This window comes from Streptomyces deccanensis (genome assembly GCF_022385335.1).
GTDB classification, from domain to species: domain Bacteria; phylum Actinomycetota; class Actinomycetes; order Streptomycetales; family Streptomycetaceae; genus Streptomyces; species Streptomyces deccanensis.
Window position 1 is genome coordinate 5370378 of record NZ_CP092431.1, and the last position, 18234, is coordinate 5388611.

5 protein-coding genes are annotated in these 18234 nt (G+C 74.1%); 2 read left to right on the top strand and 3 right to left on the bottom strand.

Annotated features, from left to right (window positions below):
• Positions 1-75 precede the first annotated feature (75 nt).
• Complete coding sequence (locus L3078_RS23955; protein WP_239756010.1) at positions 76-729, top strand: class I SAM-dependent methyltransferase; 654 nt, start codon at positions 76-78, stop codon at positions 727-729.
• Here L3078_RS23955 and L3078_RS23960 read toward each other — a convergent pair.
• The 3 genes from L3078_RS23960 to L3078_RS23970 form a co-directional block, all read right to left on the bottom strand.
• Entirely contained in the window at positions 707-13258 is a 12552-nt protein-coding gene (locus L3078_RS23960; protein WP_239756011.1) for a non-ribosomal peptide synthetase/type I polyketide synthase, read from the bottom strand. The two genes, L3078_RS23955 and L3078_RS23960, sit on opposite strands and share 23 nt — an antisense overlap.
• 214 nt (positions 13259-13472) lie before the next feature.
• Positions 13473-14045 (bottom strand): AMIN-like domain-containing (lipo)protein, encoded by a 573-nt coding sequence (locus tag L3078_RS23965; protein WP_239756012.1) that lies wholly within the window; start codon positions 14043-14045, stop codon positions 13473-13475.
• Between the two features lie 167 nt (positions 14046-14212).
• Entirely contained in the window at positions 14213-14947 is a 735-nt protein-coding gene (locus L3078_RS23970; RefSeq protein WP_239756013.1) for a hypothetical protein, read from the bottom strand.
• A 319-nt stretch (positions 14948-15266) separates the two neighbouring features.
• Between L3078_RS23970 and L3078_RS23975 the strand changes: the two genes are divergently transcribed.
• Positions 15267-18215, top strand: coding sequence for a SpoIIE family protein phosphatase (locus L3078_RS23975; RefSeq protein ID WP_239756014.1), 2949 nt, complete (start codon positions 15267-15269; stop codon positions 18213-18215).
• Positions 18216-18234 lie beyond the last annotated feature (19 nt).

Sequence of the window (18234 nt, forward strand, 5' to 3'; positions counted from 1 at the left end):
CCCGACTACAGTCGCCCCCGCCCTCACGGCTCCCCGAGGGCGGGGGCTCCCGTCCCGACGACCGGAGGAAGAGCTGTGCCCGTACCGCACGACATCGTCGCCGAGACCGAACTGTGGGACGCCTACGCGGAGTCCGCGTTCAAGGACGACGCCGAACCGTCGTTCTGCTGGACCCAGTACGCCGGCCACGGCCCGGGCCCCGAACTGCTGGGCAGCCCGCAGACCGTGCTGGAGATCGGATGCGGCACCGGCCGCGCCCTCGCCCACCTCGCGGGACAAGGCGTCAAGGCCACCGGGGTGGACCTGTCGCCGCGCATGGTGGCGCTCGCGGGCGAGAAGTGGGCGCCACTCGGAGTGCGGATCGAGCGGGGGGAGATCCTCGACTGGCTCGCCGCCGACGAGGGTCGGTACGACGCCGTGTACTCCGTCTTCGGCGCGGCCTGGTTCACCGACCCCTCCCGCCTCTTCCCACTCGTCCGCGAGCACCTCGTACCGGGTGGCGTCTTCGTGTTCTCCCAGCCGCCGGCCATCCCGGGTGCCTACGGGCCGCAGGGTATGTACAAGGGCGGGTTCGCGGGGAAGGCCATGTTCACGTACCGGTACAGCTACAAGCCCGCGGTGTGGGAGCGGCGCCTGCTCCGAGCCGGCTTCGCGTCCGCTGAGGCGACGGTGGTTGAGGCCCCGGCAGCCGGGCACATCGGCACGCTCATCGTCCAGGCCCGCGCCTGACAGCAGTGTCACGCCCCCGGTCGGCGTCCTTCGACCCACCGGCGGACCGGGACGGCGGCGGGGGCAGCGTCATCAGGGCCTCCGGCGGGACGGTGTGGTCGAGGAGGTGGAGGGGCGCCGCACGGACTCCGGCTGCCTCGGCGGCGTGCCAGTGGGCGAGGGCGCGGGGAAGGTCGACGAGGCCGTGGATCAGGGGGAGTTCCGTGTCCGAAGAGTGGGTGCGGGCGTGGGCGTGGAGGAGGGACTCCAGGCGGCAGGAGGCGAGGGTGTCGGGGAGGTGGAGCGCGAGGTGGTGCTGGGTGGGGGCGGTGGCGTGGCCGGTGAGGGCGGCGGCCGGGAGATCCGGTGCCAGGTGGGTCTCGGTGGAATCGAGGGCCAACAGGCCGCCTCCCACGATCAGTACGTCCCGCTCGCCCCTCATCCGCTCCAGGGCCCGCGCGGTGTCGAAACAGTGCGGGAAGGAGTCGTCCACGACGATCGTGCCGGGGCGCAGATGGTCCACGTCCAGCAGGGCCGTGGGGCCGCCGCTGACCGCCGTGACGATGAGGTCGGACGACTCGTAGACCTCGGTGGGGAGAGTGCGGGGGTCGGTGGACTCGACGACCCGTACGGCCGTCGTGGGGTGGGCGGCCGACAGTTCCGCCGCCAGGTGGTGGAGGCGGGGGGCGCTGCCGGGGACGTCGCAGAGCAGGAGGCGGGCCGGCGGGGCGGGGCTGAGGGCGAGCAGCAGACGCAGCGACGACGTGCCGATGGAACCGAGGCCGACGACGGCGAGGGTCAGCTCGGCCAGCTCCCGGTCGGTCGCCCGGAGCGCGGCTCGGACGGTTTTCACTACGGCGACGGTGGTGGCCGCGTGGCCGGTGGTGAGGGTGGTCGGCGTGGTCGAGGTGGTCAAGTGAGGGGGTGTCGGCTGGAGTTCACGGAGGACGTCGTAGCCGTAGCCGGTGAGGGACGGGATCATGCCCGCCAGGGAGACACAGCGGGCACCGAGGGACGCGGCGTGGTCCACGGCGCGGGCGGTCAGGGCGGCCAGGGTGCTCGGGGCGGACGGGGAGGACGTCGGGTCCGGGTTGAGGTCGGCGGGGCTCAGGTCGGTGGGGAGTGGGCCGGTGAGTTCGTCCGCGAAGAGGGGGAGGGAGATGAAGCCGGATCTGCCCAGGGGGGTGGTGACGGTCTCCAGGACTCGGGGGCGGCCGTCCGGGAAGAGGAGGGCGCGGAGTTGTGCGCGGCTCGGGACGGCGTGCGCGGGGAGCCCGGCGAAGGCGGCCAGGTGGTGGGGGGCCGGGAGGTAGCCGATGAGGGCCGCGTCGAGGGCGTGGTCGCGGCGGCCCGGTGATTCCTCCAGCGCTCCCCTCAACTCCCTTGCAAACTCAGTTAGTTCGTCTGCGGACATGGCCTTCGACGACGCGCGCGCCGTGATGCTCAGCCCTTCGCCGTCCGGGGAGGGGCGTACGGCCAGGAAGACATCGGTGCCCACTGGCGGCGGGGCGAGTTCGGTGTCGCCGTCGTCGGCCCGGAGCGACAGCGTGGTGTCGGGTGGCGCGTCGAGCGAGCCGAAGTCGAGGAACGTGAAGAAGAACTGGGCGGTACGGGGCAGCCCTTGGGGTGTACGGAGGTCCAGGGGGCCGGTGGCGCGGGCCGCGAGCGTCTCGGCGGCGATACGGCGGAGGTCCTCGGCGAAACCCGGTGCGGGCTCGGCGCTGTCGGACGGTGCCACCGGTCGCAGCGCCACCGCCTCGGCGAACGGGCCGAAGACGCGGTGGGCGTCGTCGACCGTCTCGTCCCTGCCGGTCACGGCCAGGCCGACGACCAGGTCGCGGCGGCCGGTGAGGGTGGCGAGGGCGCGGTAGTACGCGGTGAGGACGGGGGCGTGGAGCGTGGTGCCCGCCGTCCGGGCGAGGCTGCGCAGGGCCCGGGTGCGGTCGGCGTCCAGGGTGAGGGTGGCGGTGTGGAAGGCGGGGGTGCTTTCAACGGAGTGGGTGTGGAGGACGGGTGGGGTGTACGGGGTGTGGTGGCGGGCGCGGTAGTCGTCGTCCGTCTGTGGTGCCGGTGCCGGTGCCAGTGTTCGGGCGGGTGTGGTTCGGCGGAGGACGTGGTCGCGGAAGGTGGAGGTCAGGGGCTCCAGGCCGTGGGGGAGGCCGCGTTCGAAACGGCCGTACACGGTGAGGAGTTCGCGGGTGAGGAGGGCCGCGCTGTAGCCGTCGCCGATGAGGTGGTGGGCGTGGACGAGGAGGACGTGCTCGTCCGGGGCGAGCGTGAACAGGCGCAGGCGGAACAGGGGCCAGGCCCAGGGTTCGAAGCGGCGGCTCGCCTCCGCTGCCGTCCGTTCCTCCAGCAGGCCGGGGTGAGCGAGGGTCTCCGTCTCGACGGGAAGCCGGAGCGAGGCGGGGAGTTCCTGCTGCACGGGTGGGCGCGCGCCGGCCGGGAAGACCGTGCGGAGCATGGGGTGCCGGGCCACGAGGACGTCCACGGCCCGTTGAAACAGGTCGGGGTCGAGGGCGCCGTCGATACGGAAGCGGGCCAGCCAGGCGGGGTTGGGGCCGCCGCCGGACGCCAGGGCGTCGGCGAGGAGGAAGCCCTGTTGGGAGGGGGTGAGGAGGTAGGGCGTGAGGGGGGAAGGGGTGGGGGTGGGGGCCTCGGGTGGTGCGGTGGTGTCGGCGGTGTCGATGGCTGTGGCCAGGGCCGAAAGCGTGCGGTGGGTGTAGAGGGCGGTCGGGCGTGGCAGTGCGGGGCGTTCGCGGCGGAGGCGCGAGAACAGTTCCAGCACAGTGATGGAGTCGCCGCCGAGGGTGAAGAAGTCGTCCTCGCGGCTGATCTCGGACGTCGGTGTCTCCAGCAGTTCGGACCAGATGCGCGCCAGCAGTCGCTCGGTGGGCGTCGCGGGCGGTGTGCGCCGGGGGTCGGGGAGCGCGCTCTCGCCACGGGGAGCGAGGCGGTTGCGGTCGATCTTGCCCGTGCCGGTCAGCGGGAGGGCCGGGAGGGAGTGGACGCGCGCGGGGAGCATGTACGGGGGGAGGGTGCGGGAGAGGAAGCCGCGCACCTCGCGGGGGTCGAGGGTGGCGGTGGTCCTCGGCTCCACGTACGCCTCCAGGCGCCCGTCGCGCAGCAGGACCGCCGCGCGGGAGACTCCGGGGTGGGTGAGCAGGGCGGCCTCGATCTCGCCGAGTTCGACGCGGTGGCCGCGGACCTTCACCTGGTCGTCGAGTCGGCCCAGGAACTCCAGTACCCCGTCGGCCGTACGGCGGACGCGGTCGCCGCTGCGGTACCAGCGGCGGCCGTCCCGTTCGGTGAAGGCGGCGGCGGTGAGGTGGGGGTCGCCCAGATAGCCGGGGGTGAGGCCGGTGCCGGTGATCAGGAGTTCGCCGGGTTCGCCGGTGGCGCACTCGTGGCCGTCCTCGCCGATGACGGTCAGTTCCGTACCGGTGATCGGGCGGCCGATGGGGAGGTGGCGGACGTCGTCCGCCGGGCGGGTGTCGATGATGTGGCAGGTGGCGTTGATGGTGGTCTCGGTGGGGCCGTAGAGGTTGGCTATCCGTCCGCCGGACCGTCCGCCGGTTCGTCCGTTGGTTCGTCCGTTGGTTCCTCCTCCGGTTCGTTCGCCGGTTCGTCCGCCGGTGCCCGTGAGGTCGAACCAGCGGCGTACGTGGGCGGCGGGCAGGGCCTCGCCGCCCACGTGGACCCAACGCAGGGCGGAGAGGTCGGGGGCGGTGCCGCCGTTGCGGCGGGCGTGTTCCTCGGCGGCCGTGAGCAGACGTTCCCACAGGGTGGGGACCGAGCTCCAGACCGTGATCCGGTCCGCCACGACATGGTCGAGCAGGGCCTCCGGGTCGCGCAGCAGGTCGCGCGAGAGGGTGTGCACGGTGGCGCCGACCAGCAGGGGTGCCAGCAACTGCCGTACGGAGGCGTCGAAACAGGCCGACGCGGTCTGCGCGAGCCGGTCGCCGGGGCCGTAGCCGAAGGTGGACAGCGACCAGTCGAGGTAGTTCGTCATCGACCGGTGGGTGATGGGGACGGCCTTGGGGCGACCCGTCGAGCCGGAGGTGAAGATGACGTACGCGATGGCGTCGGGATCGGGCGAGGGGATCGGTTCGGCATCTGTGGTGGGTGCGGGAGCTGTGGTGGGTGCGGGAGCTGTGGTGGGTTCGGGGGCCCGAGGGGTGTCGGGATCGGGGACCGGGATGATTGCGATGTCGTCCAGGGCGGTGGCCGTGTCGTGGGTCGCCGGGGCACAGACCAGGACGCGAACTCCCGTACGGGACAGCTGATCCCGGAGCCGGGCGGTGGGGTGGGTGGCGTCCAGCGGTACCCAGCCGGCGCCCGCCCGCAGGATGCCGACGACTCCGGTGACCGTGGCCGTGCCGCCCGGTTCCGTGAGGAGCCCGACCAGGTCGCCGGGGCGTACGCCGTGCGCGCGCAGCCGGGTGGCGAGGGTGGCGGAGGTGGCGTCCAGGGCCGCGTAGGTGAGGGTGGTCCCGTCGTCGGCGGTGACGGCGAGGGACCGGGGGGTGGCGCGGAACTGGGTGCGGAGACGGTCCACGATTCCGCCGCGGCCGCCGCGGTCTGTGTCGGCCGTGGTGGGGGCCGGGGTGGGGGCCGGGGTGGGGGCCGGGGTGGCGGGGATCGCCGCCGTGGTGGCCGCCCGTAGTTCCGTGACGTACTCGTCGGCGAGGCGCCGTACGGTCTTGGGGCGGAACAGGTGGGCCGGGTGGTTCCACGACAGGCGCAGGGCGGCGCCGGCCTCCCAGCAGAGGAGGCCGAGGCGGGTGGCGGCGGAGGCCGTGGCCGCGGCCGTCGGGGTGACGGTGACGGGCCAGTCGGGGCCGTGGACCACCGGGAAGCGGGCGAAGCTGAAGCCGGCCTCGGCCACCGTGCGCGGGGCGGGGCCCGTGGCGGGGCGCACCTCCGACAGCAGCCGGGCGAAGTCCACGCTGCTCAGGGTCGCGTGGGCCTCGGCCTCCCGCCAGATTCCAAGCAGCCGGTCGGCGAGCGCGGTGACCGGTTCGGCGGGGTCGACGTCCACGAACACCGGGAGGGTGTCGGCGAGCGGCCCCACCAGACGGTCGATGCCGGCGATCGGCGACTCCCGCCGCGCCCTGGCCACGTTGACCGCGACGGCTCGCCGTCCGCTCCACCGCGCCAGGCAGCGGCCGTACGCCGCCAGCAGCAGGTGGAACAACGAGACCCCGTGCCGCGCGGCCGTCTCGCGGAGCGCGGCGGTCAGTTCCTCGTCGAGGTCGGTGCGGTGGTGGGTGAGGGGTGGGGCGGGGGGTGCCTCGGGGTCGCCGTCGTAGGGGAGGGAGGGGAGGGACGGTGCGTGTGAGGCCAGCTGGGTGCGCCAGTGGTCGAGGTCCCGCGCGTACGCCGGGGACTGGCGTTCGGCGGTGAGGGTGGCGGCGTAGTCCGTGAACTGGGCTTGTGGGGTGGGTAGTTGGGGGCGATCCCGATCCCCGGCGCGGGTCAACTCCGTGTAGAGCGACCAGAGTTCCTCGGCCATGAGCTTGAGGCTGAAGCCGTCGGCTGCGGCGTGGTGGACGACGAGGAGCAGGTGGGTGAGGTGGGTGTCCTCGGGGACGACCACGGCTCGTACCGGGTCCTCCGTCCTGAGGTCGAACGGGCGGTTGCAGAGGTCGTGTTCGAGCTGGTGCAGGTCGTGGGGGTCCAGGTGGTCCTGGATCTCGTACCAGCGTGGGGCCGTGTCGAGGGGGCCCGCCGGGGCGGCGTACTGGCTCGAGCGGGCGGTTCCGTCGTCCGTGATCCGCATGCGCAGCATGGGGTGGCGGGCGGAGAGGTGGGCGAGTGCGTGGCCGAGGACGGTGGTGTCGAGGGGGCCGCTGATGCTCTGCCGTACGTAGCCGTACGCGGTGAGGCCCTCGTGGAGGGTTTCGGTGGTGTGGAAGGCGAGTTGGAGGGGGGTGAGGGGGGTGTATGGCGGGGGTGGTGTGGGGTGGGATGCCGGCTCCGGCTGGGGGGTCGGGGTGGGTGGGGTGGTGGCCAGGTGGGTGGCCAGTTCGGTGATGGTGCGGTGTTCGAAGAGGAGGGTGGCCGGGAGGGGGCGGTCGAGTTCGCGTTCCAGGCGGCGGGCGAGGTCGACGGCGCTGAGGGAGTCGAGGCCGAGGGTGAGGAAGGGTTCGTCGTCGCCGATGTCCTGTGGGGGGCGGTGTAGGGCGTCCGCCAGGAGGTGGCGGATGACGGTGGCTGCGTCGGTGGAGGTGGGGGCGGATTGGCGCCTGATAGCTCGGGGGGTGCTGTGCGTCGGCGGCTGCGGGTGGGTTGTGGCTGATCGCGCAGTTCCCCGCGCCCCTATGGGGCCTGCGGCCTCCATACGGGCCGCTGAGGGGGTTTCGGCCGTGGCTGTTATCAGGACGTGGGGCGTGTTCAGGGTGAGTGCCGTGTGGAGGGCTGTCAGGGCTTCCCGGGCGGTCATGGGGGTGTGGCGGTGCGCGGGTGAGTGGGTTCCGCCGGCCAGGCCCGTGTCGCTGACCGGGCCGAAGGCGATGCTCTGCCAGGGGCGGCCGACGGCGCGTTCGGCGGTGGTGAAGGCGTCGAGGAAGGCGTTGGCGGCGGCGTAGTCGCCGAGGGCGCCGGCCAGACCGGGCAGTACGGCGGAGACGGATGAGAAGGCGACGCATACGGCGCCCTCCTGGCCGTTCCGCCGCAGCGCCTCGGCGAGCAGCCGCGTACCGCGCACCTTCGCGGCGAGCACGGCCTCGATCTCGTCGTCCGGCTTGCCCCGCAGGCTGCCGGGGCGAGCCGTACCCGCCGCGTGGAACACGGCGTCCAGGGGTCGCAGGCCGGCCACGAGTTCGTCGACGGCGTCCGCGTCGGTGATGTCGGCCGCCTGGTAGCGGGCGTGGGCGCCCAGCGCGCGGAGTTCGTTGAGCAGGGTGCGGGGCGGGGTGGGGGTGCGGCCGGTGAGGACGAGCGTGGGTGTGCCGCGTTCCGCGAGGTCACGGGCGAGCGCGGAGCCGAGGACGCCCGCGCCACCGGTGATCAGGTAGGTGCCGTTCGAGGGGAGGGGGGTGCGGGACGGGGTGGGGGCCGGGGGCGCGGTGGCGACGCGGGTGAGGCGGCGGGCCGCTCGCCAGGCGACGGTGCCGGTTGTGTTCGTGTCGGCGCACAACTCGCGTTCCAGAGCAGCGAGTTGGTCGTCCACTGGATCCTGGGCCGACAGGTCGATGCTCAGTGAGGTGAGGCCCGGCTGTTCCTCGGCGAGGGCCAGGGCGAAGCCGTGCAGGAGGGCCTGTTCGGGGTGAGGGTGGGGGGAGGCGTCGCCTGTGTCGGTTCCGGGCTCAACGCTGTACGCGTTTTCGGTGACGAGCAGGAGACGGGTGGGCCCGGGGAGGGGCGTGCCGAGCGCCGTCAGCACCTCGCGCAGGGCTGAGATGGCCGTGCCGGCCTCCGACTCCGGGCTCGTGGTGCCACCGGCGAACCACAGCACGGCCTCCGGGGTGGGCACCAGGGCTGGGGCTACGTCCGCCCCGGCGTCGTACGGGCCTTGCGTGGGCGTCGAGTTCAGTACCGTCACGCCGCGAGCGGTGAGCCGGTCGGCGAGGGAACGGCGCAGGGGGGTGTCGGCGCCGGTCATGCGTACGGTGCGGGGGGCGGGGGCGGCGGTCAGCGGGGCGTCGCGCCAGAGGAGGGGGCGGGGGGTGGGAAGGGCGCCGGGAGTGGGCGCCTCAGCGGGCCGGCGCTGGGGCTCGGATGCGGCTGCGGGCTCGGGTGCGGTGTCGAGGCGTCGGGGCCAGTGGTGTGCGCGCTGGAAGGGGTACGTGGGGACGGGGACCCGTCGACGTGTCGTGTTCCGGGCCGGAGACGTCGGGGACAGCGGGGTTCCACGGACCCAGAGCCGGCCGACGGTTTCGAGCAGGGCGCCCGCTCCCCGAGTCGGCCCTTCGCCGGGTGCCGGCGCGGCCAGGACCGTCACCTCGGTGGGTGCGACGGCGGGGTGGGCGGCGGTGACCGCGCGGATCGGGGCGGAGAGGGAGGTGCCGGGGCCGAGTTCGACGAACGTGTCGTAGCCCTCGTCGAGGAGCCGGGTGATGGCGGGGCCGAAGCGGACGGGGCGGATCGCGTGGTCGCGCCAGTAGCCGGAGTCGGGGGTCAGGTCGGGGGCCCAGTCACCGGTGACCGTGCTCAGCATCGGAACGGTGGCCGGGTGCACGGTCAGGGCCTTCGCCGCGTTGTGGAGGGGGTCGAGTACGGGGTTCAGCAAGGGGGAGTGGAAGGCGTGGGAGACGGGGAGGCGTCGGGCGGCCACGCCACGTGCGGTGAGCGCCGTGACCGCTCGGTCGACGGCCTCGGCCTCGCCCGACAGCACGACCTGTGTGGGTGAGTTGACGGCGGCCACGGTGAGCGTGCCGTCGGAGTCGGCGACCAGGGTGGCGACGGTCTCCTCGTCTCCCCGTACGGCCGCCATCGCGCCAGGCGTGGTGAGCCCGCCCATCAGGCGCCCGCGTTCGGCGGCGAAGCCGACCGCCTCGGCCAGGGTCAGGGCGCCGGCGACGCAGGCGGCGGTGATCTCGCCGACGCTGTGCCCCACGACCGCGTCCGGTGCCACGCCCCATGCGGCCAACTGCCCGGCCAGCGCCACGCCGAACGCGACGAGCAGGGGCTGTGCCACCTCGGTCCGGGCCAGGGCCTCGGGCTCGGCGGCGGCGTCCAGACACCAGGCGGCCAGGCTCCGCCCCAGTACCGGCCCCGTGAGGGAGGAGGCCTCCTCCAGAAGGTCCCGGAACACCGGCGCCGAGTGCCACAACTCCCCGGCGATGCCGACCTGTCGGACACCCTGTCCGGGCATGACGAACACGGTCTGCGACCGCCCCCGGACGGGTCCCGTCACGGTGCGACCCGTTTCGAGCCGCTCCGCGAGGTCTCCCTCCGCCACCACGGCCAGTCGGTACGGCCCCTCGTCGCGGGCCGTGTTGACGGTGGCGCACACGTCGCCCTCGTCCAGCTTCGGGTGGGCCCGCAGGTGCGCGGCCAGTTCGGCGGCGGCGGCGCGCAGGGCGCCCTCGGTCCGGGCGGACAGGGTCAGCAGGTGCGGGCCGTCGGCGACCGTGACCGCCCCGCCGTACGGCGCCATGGCAGCCCCGTCGACCGGCTGCGCGCCCCCAGCCCCAGCTCCAGCGTCAAACCCAGCCCCAGCCCCAGCGCCCAACCCGGCCCCAGTCCCGCCAGGCCGCGCCCCACCCCCCGGAGCCTCCTCCAAAATCGCGTGGGCGTTGGTGCCGCCGAAGCCGAAGCTGTTGATCCCGGCGGTCAGGGGGCGGCCGTCCGGGCTGGTCCACTCCTCCTGTTCGGTGACGAGGCGGAAGCCGGGCGCCGTGTCGGCGAGGAAGGGCGCCGGCGGGGTGGCGTGGGGCGACGGCGGGAGCCGGCGGTGCGTGAGGGCGAGGGCGACCTTGACCAGCGCGGGCATCCCGGCCGCGTTGAGCAGGTGCCCGACGTTCGTCTTCACCGAGCCGAGCCGCCGCGTGACCCCGTCGGCGCGGGACGGGAACGCCTGCCCGAGCGACCGCGCCTCGACCGGGTCACCGATCGGCGTCCCCGTCCCGTGCGCCTCCACGTACGTCACGTCGGCCGGATCGACCCCGCACTCCTCGTACGCCCGGCCGATCACCTCGCGCTGCCCGCGCGGCGTCGGCGCGAGGAGGCCGAGCGAGCGGCCGTCGTTGTTCACGGCCGTGCCGCGTACGAGCGCGAGGACCGGGTCGTCGGCGGTGCGGGCGTCGTCGAGGCGGGCGAGGACCAGCGCCGCGCCGCCCTCCCCCGGGACGAATCCGTCCGCGTCGGTGCCGAACGCCCGGCACCGGCCCGTGGGCGACAACGCGCCCGTCGCCGCGAGGAGACGCCGGCCGGTCGGTGTCAGGCCCAGGTTGACGCCGCCGACCACGGCGAGGTCGCACTCGCCGGACAGCAGGCTGCGCCGGGCCAGGTGCAGGGCGACGAGCGCGGAGGAGCAGGCCGTGTCGACGGCCAGGGCGGGGCCGTCCAGGTCCAGCACCTGGGAGACACGGGCGGGGATCAGGTTCGGCAGGTTGCCCGTGAGGGCGGCGGGATGGCGGGCGAGGTCCCCGTCGGCGGCCTCGGCGAGAATCTCGCGGTAGCCGCTGTCGCCGGTCGCCGCGAAGACCCCGACCGTGCGGCCGACCCGCCGGGGCCCCGCGTAACCGGCGCGTTCCAACGCCTCGTGCGCCAGCTCCAGAAAGATCCGCGCCTGTGGATCGGTCGCCCGCGCCTCCGCGTCGTCCATCCCGAAGAAACGGGCGTCGAAGGCCCCGGGGTCGGGCAGCCGGCCGGCCGCGTCCCCGCCGACCGTGTCCGCACCGGTCGTGAGCAACTCCCAGAAGTCCTCGGGCGTATCCACCCCGGGAAAGCGACAGGCGACGGAGAGAACAGCGACGGCCCCGACGGGACCGCTGGGCGGCTGCGCCGCGCGGGCGCGCTCCGCCGCGACGGGCCCGGGGTCGTCGGCGAACGGCTCTCCCCGGGCGGCGAGGCGCTCCACCACGTACCCGGCCAGCCCCGCCACCGTGTCGTGGTCCCGCAGAGCACCCGGCTCCACCGTCACCCCGAACACGTCCTCCAACCCGCCCAGCACAGCCATCGCCTTCAGCGAGGAACCCCCGAGGTCGTAGAACCGCTCCCGGGAGCCCACCTCGGAGACGGGCACCTCCAGCACCCGCGCCCACACCTCCCGTACGGCCTCCCGCACCTCCCGCGGCGAACGAGGAACCCCGTTCGCACCCTTGCCCACCACAACAGTCGCCGCAGCCCCCGGCGCCACCCCGCCCCACCGCTCCTCGACCGCCGCGTACTCCCCGGCCTCGAACCTCTCCCGCAGCACCCCCCGCCGCAGCTTCCCGCTGGTCGTCCGCGCGATGGCCCCCGGCGGCAACGGCAGCACCCGTACGTCGTCGTGCCCGAGGGCCTCCCGCAGCCGGCCAGCGGCGGCGCGGAGCACCGGCGACGCGGTCGCCCGCTCGGGCCGGGCCCACGGCACGAACGCGACGACCCGCTCGCCCCCGCCGTCCGGGTCGGTGGACCCCACGACGGCCACGGCACCCGGCGGCAGCCCCGGCGTCGCGGCGACCGTCTCCTCCAGGTCGGACGCGTGGAACGTACGGCCGTTGACGAACACGACGTCCTTGTGGCGCCCGGTGACGCACAACCGTCCGCCCCGCAGGAACCCCAGGTCGCCCGTGCGCAGCCAGCCGTCGGCCCCGAACGCCGCCGCGCTCGCCTCGGGCGCCCGGTGGTACCCGCGCCCCAGCTGCGGCCCCCGCACCTCCACATGCCCGACCCGCGACTCGCCCGCCGGGGCCCCGGTGTCGTCGGTGATACGGATCTCGCACCCCGCCACCGGCCGCCCGAGGTCCATCAACTCCACGGCGTGCGGGCCGGGTCGCGCGTCCACCACCCGGCCCTCGGCGAGGGCGGCCCGGTCCAGCACCAGCGGGGTCGCGGTCTCGCCCAGCGGCGGTACGGTCACCGCGAGGGTCGCCTCGGCCAGGCCGTACACCGGCAGCGGGGCGCGCGGGTCGAGCCCCGCGGGGACCGTGAGCGCGGTGAACTCCCGCCAGACGCGCGGCGCGATGGGTTCGGCGCCGACGAGCAGCAGGCGTACGCAGCCGAGGTCGAGTCCGGCGAGCGTGGCGGCCGGGACGCGGCGCACGGCGAGGGCGAGGGCGAAGTTCGCGGCGGAGAGGAGGGTCGCGCGGTGGCGGTCCACGGCCTCGAACCACAGGGCGGGCCGCTTCGCGAAGGACAGCGGTTCGATCCGTATCTGCTTCACCCGCGCGGCCATGGGGACCAGATGCGTGCCGATGAGCCCCATGTCGTGGAAGTACGGCATCCAGGTCGCGAGCACGTCGTCCGAGGTGATCGCCATCGCGGTACGGATCTGGCGGAGGTTGGCGAGGACCCCGGCGTGGGTCAGCTCCACGCCCTTGGGGGCGCCCGTGCTGCCGGAGGAGAACTGGAGGAAGGCGACGTCGTGAGGGGCGGGGCGGGCGAGGCGCTGGGGTGGACGGCCCAGCCGCAGCTCGTTCAGCCGCAACACGCGTAGAGGCGCGGCCGGTTGCCCCGCCGCGCTGTCGTACCCCTCGGACTCGTCGGCCAGGGTGGTCAGCGCGGTCAGGGTGGTCAGGACCGTGGCCGTCGACCCGGTGTCCGTCAGCACCGGTGGTCTGCCGAGGAGTTCCCAGACCGGGCCGATCCGGCGGGGCTCCGGGGCGAGCGGGACGGGTACGGCCCCCGCCGCGAGCGCGCCCCAGAACAGGGGCTGGAAGGTGTCGCCCCGGTCGGCGACCAGGGGCAGCGGGGTGCCCGGGGTCACGCCCGCCGCGAGCAGGCCCCCGGCCACGCGCAGTGCGTCGTCGCGGAGTTCGGCGAAGGTGACGGTGTGCTCGCCGCCGTCTCCCCGGACGTGCACGACGGTCTGGCCGGGGCTCTCCCGCGCCGCGTCGAGCAACACGTCCAGCAGAGTCGCGTCCGCCCCGCCGTTCACATCTTCATACGATCTCTCCACCGTGCGGACACTACAAGCCGTTTCGGCCGGTGGCAGGCGGAGCCGGTGGTGGAGTGGGCGGTCGCCCGCTGGTCGACCCCCGGGGTGGGCGCGCTGCCGGACCGCCTCGCCGGCGACCCGCACCCGGAGGTGCGGGAGGCCGTACGGGAGGGGTGGTTCGCGCACGCCCCGTCACGCCCCGCGGGCGGGCGCGCTCGCCCCGTCCCGCCGACTGTCACGTCCAGCTGTGGGCCACGTCCACCACGAGGCGGTCCGAGAGCTGGAGCACGCGGAACGGCAGTCGGGCGCGGATGCCGACGCCGATCTGGGTCTCGCCCTCGAAGCTGCCGGCGAAGCGGGTGTCACGGAAGGTGCGGTAGCCGGTGAGGTTCACACCGGGCAGGGGGCGGCCCACCACGCCCGGGTAGGCGACCCCGCCCGTCTCGGGGTCGTAGCTGGGCGCGGCGATCCGGATCTCCAGGATGGCCCCGCCCTTCACCGGGATGGGGTCGCCGGAGCCGACCTGGTGGAGCCGGTCGACGTACTGGACCCAGTAGCCGAGGCGGTCGCCGCCGCCGGGGACGTCGAACACGATGCGGTCGAAGCAGTCGTGCCGGCCGGTCCTGATGTTCGACAGCGGCACGGCGCCGCTGTCGGGGCTGCCCTTGACGCCACTGCCCCAGCCGGTCGGGCAGGCCGCCGCGGCCCGCGCGGCACCGCCGGGCGCGGCACTCGCGGTGGCCGCAGCCGTCCCGATCGTGGTCCCCGCGAGCGCGAGCGCCAGAACCAAGGATCCGATTCGTCGCATGTCGTCCCCCCTTGTTCGCACAACGCTTCGTTAGCGCTGATATCGGATGAGACGACCGGGTGTGACGGAAGGTTGTACTCCGATCCCCACGGAAGTGTCCCGGTTTCGGAACAGCGGGACTGCGGGACTGCGGGACACGGGAGTGGCGGGCGGCGGGCGGGCCCCGGTTACTTCTGCGCCACGGGCGAACCGTTGCGTTCCGGGTGGCGGCGGCGCGGTGTCGGGGGCGGGGACGGCACCTTGTGGAGGAGGGGAGCGGGGCGGGTGGGGGTGGAGGGGCGACTCACGTACTGGCTGTGGAGGCTGTCGTCGATCCGCCAGAGGATGCCCGTGGTGCGACCCGTCGGCGCCGCCGGGTCGAGCTTCGCGGTGAAGGACGCCAGCCGCTCGTAGAGGGTCCGGGCCCGCGCCCCGGTGGCGGTCAGCTCGGAGCCGGTCGCCTCGTGGAGCGCGTCGAGGAGGTGGACCAGGTTGTGCCCGGAGAGCTGGACGTCCTGCATGCCGCCGTCCGCCTTGGTGATGCGGCCCGGCGGCAGGTTGGGGTTCGCGGTGAAGTGGGCCGCCCTGGTCGCGGTCGGGCCGACGCGGTCGTACGGGTCGCGGGTGCTCTGGGTCCAGGCCGGCTCCCAGACACCGAACGCCGTGCGGGCCAGGAACGTCCAGGTGTCCTCGTGGCAGCGCAGGGTGAGGTACGAGACGCCGGCCGCCCGCCGGAGGGTGTCGTTGTGCTGTTCGAGGGCCACCCGGTTCGCGGCGAGGGCGGCCCGCAGCACCACCCGGTCCTCCTCCCGCCAGCGCCGCTCCTGCTCACCACGCTGAGCCAGCAGATCCCGTTTCAGCTGCTGGTTCCTCGCGTACTGCTCGACGAACGTCTTGATCAACGTCTTGACTGCCTGGAACATCTCGAACATGGCGCCTGCTGGGGTCGGGCCGGACATCCTGGGGTTGCAGCGGCCCAACGACGTTCATCAGATCTTGGTAACGGCGACAGGCGAACGCCCGACCGGTGACCGGCGTCCCGCGCGCTCACGCCGGGGCGGCCCCTCCAGGGCGGAACGGGTCGACGCCCGCCCCGGACAAGGCGTCTGAGTGTCCGTCAACTGTCTTCGTGGGCAGCCATGTTGAGTGGCGAGCCGCAACGCGGGCGCGGCGTCGGGGAGTCACTGTGGAATTCCTGTGGCGGACTGCCTTACGTGTGAGTAGAACGTTAGGGTCTGCCCTATGAACGCACGGCTGGCCCTGCTCAGCACGGTGGATCCGGGTGTCGCGGAGAGCGAGGTCTTCCGGCTGGCGCTCCAGCACGCGGTCGGCGAACTCGGCGCCCTCGGGGCGATGATGCACCTCAGGGGCCCCATGTCGGCCCTGCGTCTGGTGTCGGTCACCGGTCTCCCGCCCGCCCTGACCCGCCCCTGGGAGATCATCGACCAGGAGGGCCCGCTGCCCCCGGCCCGCGCCCTGCACCAGGGCAGCGGGACGTGGTCCCCGCTGGGCTCCATGGCCCTCGCCTGGCCCGGTACCGGGCTCGCCGCGTTACCCGTCTCCGGCCGCGAGCGCACGGTCGGCGCGCTGACCGTCCTCACCGGCGACCGGGGCGAACCCACCGGCCTGCAATGGGACTTCCTGCGGGCCGTCGTCGACTGGACCGAGGACCGCATGGCCCAGGCGTCCCCGCCGACCGGCCCCGCGCGGGCCGAGACGGACGCCGAGCGGCTGCGGCAGGCGCTGAAGGAGGTCAGCGTCGGCTCCTGGGACTGGGACATCCAGAGCGGCGACCTGATCTGGGACGAGGCCGCCCTGCACCTCTACGGCACCCGGCCGGCCGAGTTCACCGGCAAGATCGAGAACTGGATGCGGATCGTCCACCCCGACGACCTCCCGTCCACCCTGGCCGCCGCCGAGCGGGCGATCCGCGACCACACCGTGTACGAGGCGGAGTACCGCGTACGGCGCCTCGACGGCACCTGGGGCTGGACCCGGGCCCGTGGCCGGGCCACCTACGACGAGGACGGCGCGCCCGACCGGTTCATCGGCGTCGGCTGGGAGAGCGACGAGGCGCGCTCCGCCCGGGACGCGGTCGGCCGGGCCCTGCGGCACATGAGCGACGGCTTCCTCGCCGTCGACGACGACTGGCGGATCACGTTCGCCAACCTGGTGGCGGAACGCACCCTCGGCCTCTCCGAGGAGGAGCTGTGCGGACGGCACCTGTGGGACCTGCCGTCCGTGCGCGAGACGCCCTGTCTGGAGAGCCGCTGCCGGGCGGCGGCGGCCGAGGAACGACCCGCCGGGTTCGACGTCCATGTGCCGGGCCGCGACCGCGTCTACCACCTGCGGCTGGTCCCCGGACCCGACGGCCGCACCATCTACTTCACCGACGTCACCGAGCTACGCCGGCACGAGGAGGAGCGCCGCGAGACGGAGCGCGCCGCCTCCGAACGGGCCCACCGCATCGCCGCGTTGACCGCCGCACTCGCCAAGGCGACCACCTCGCAGGACGTCGTCGACGCGGTCGCCTCGCGGGTGCTGCCGCCGTTCGCCGCCAGCGGCCTCCTCGTCCAGGCCGTGGAGAACGGCCGGCTGCACTGCGTCGGCGCCGTCGGCTACGCGCCCGACTTCATCGACCTCGTCAACCACCGCACCAGGAGGCCGTACGGCCCGGCCTGGGACGCCATCAACACCGGCACCCCGATCTTCATCTCCTCACCGCAGGAGTACGCCGCCTACGTGCCCCAGCACGCCGACCTGCTCGCCCGCGCGGGCAAACAGGCCTGGGCGTTCCTGCCGTTGACCGCGTCCGACCACACCTTCGGCGTGTGCGTCGTCTCCTTCGACCGGCCGCGCCGCCTCACCGACGAGGAGCGCACCCTCCTCACCGCCATCAGCGCCCTCTTCGCGCAGTCCCTGGAACGCGCCCGCCTCTACGACCTCGAACTCACCCGGTCCCGCGAACTCCAGCGCGCGCTGCTCCCGCAGGACCTGCCGGCCGTCGCCGCCTGCGAGTCGGCCGCCCGCTATCTGCCGGCCGGGCAGGGCATGGACGTCGGGGGCGACTGGTACGACGTCATCCCGCTCTCCAGCGGACAGGTCGCCCTCGTCGTCGGCGACGTCATGGGCCACGGCCTGTCCGAGGCCGCCACCATGGGCCGCCTCCGCACGGCCGTGCACACCCTCGCCGACCTCGAACTGCCCCCCGACGAGATCATGGGCCACCTCAACGACATCGTCGGCTCCATGGGCGAGGAGTCCTACGCCACCTGCCTGTACGCCCTCTACGACTCCACCACCCAGGTCTGTTCCCTCGTCCGGGCCGGGCATCCGCCACCGGCCGTGGTCCTCCCCGACGGCACCGTGCGCTTTCCCGAGTGGACCGCCGACCCACCCCTCGGCGCGGCCGAACCACCCTTCGAAACGGTCGAGTTGAGCGTCCCCGAGGGCAGTCTGCTGGTGCTCTACACCGACGGGCTGGTCGAATCGGCGAGACGCGGCATCGACGACGGCATGGCCGACCTGGCACGGCTGCTGCGCACCGCCCACGACGACGGCACCGCCGCCGATCTGGAGCGCCTCTGCGACACCCTCACCCACGGCCTGCTGCCGCCCGAGCACGCGGCGGCCGACGACGCGGCCTTCCTCGTCGCCCGGCTGCACGCGCTCACCGACGACCGGATGGCCTCCTGGTCCCTCCTCGACGACCCGAGGGCCGCGGGGCAGGCCCGACGCCACGTCCGCGAACAGCTCGCGGCCTGGGGCCTGGACGAGCTGGCGCCCACCACCGAACTCCTCGCCAGCGAACTCGTCGGCAACGTCGTACGGCACGCCAGGGGCCCCGTCCGGCTGCGGCTCCTGCACGGCTCCGCGCTGGTCTGCGAGGTCTTCGACGGCAGCCTCACCATGCCCCGCATCCGCAGGGCCGGCGACACCGACGAGGGCGGCCGGGGGCTGCAGCTGATCACCGCGCTCTCCCAGCGGTGGGGCACCCGCTACACGGCCACCGGCAAGTGCATCTGGACCGAGCAGTCCCTCACCGGCCCCGACCCCCGGCCCACGCCGCCGTCCGGGCCGCCGGAGCTCTCGCTCCTGGTCCCCGCCGACTTCGACGGCGACCTGGACGCGCTGCCCTTCGACGACCCGGACGGCGACGGTTCCCTCGATCAGCAGGTGCGGACGGAGTAGATGGGCCCCATGGCCACCG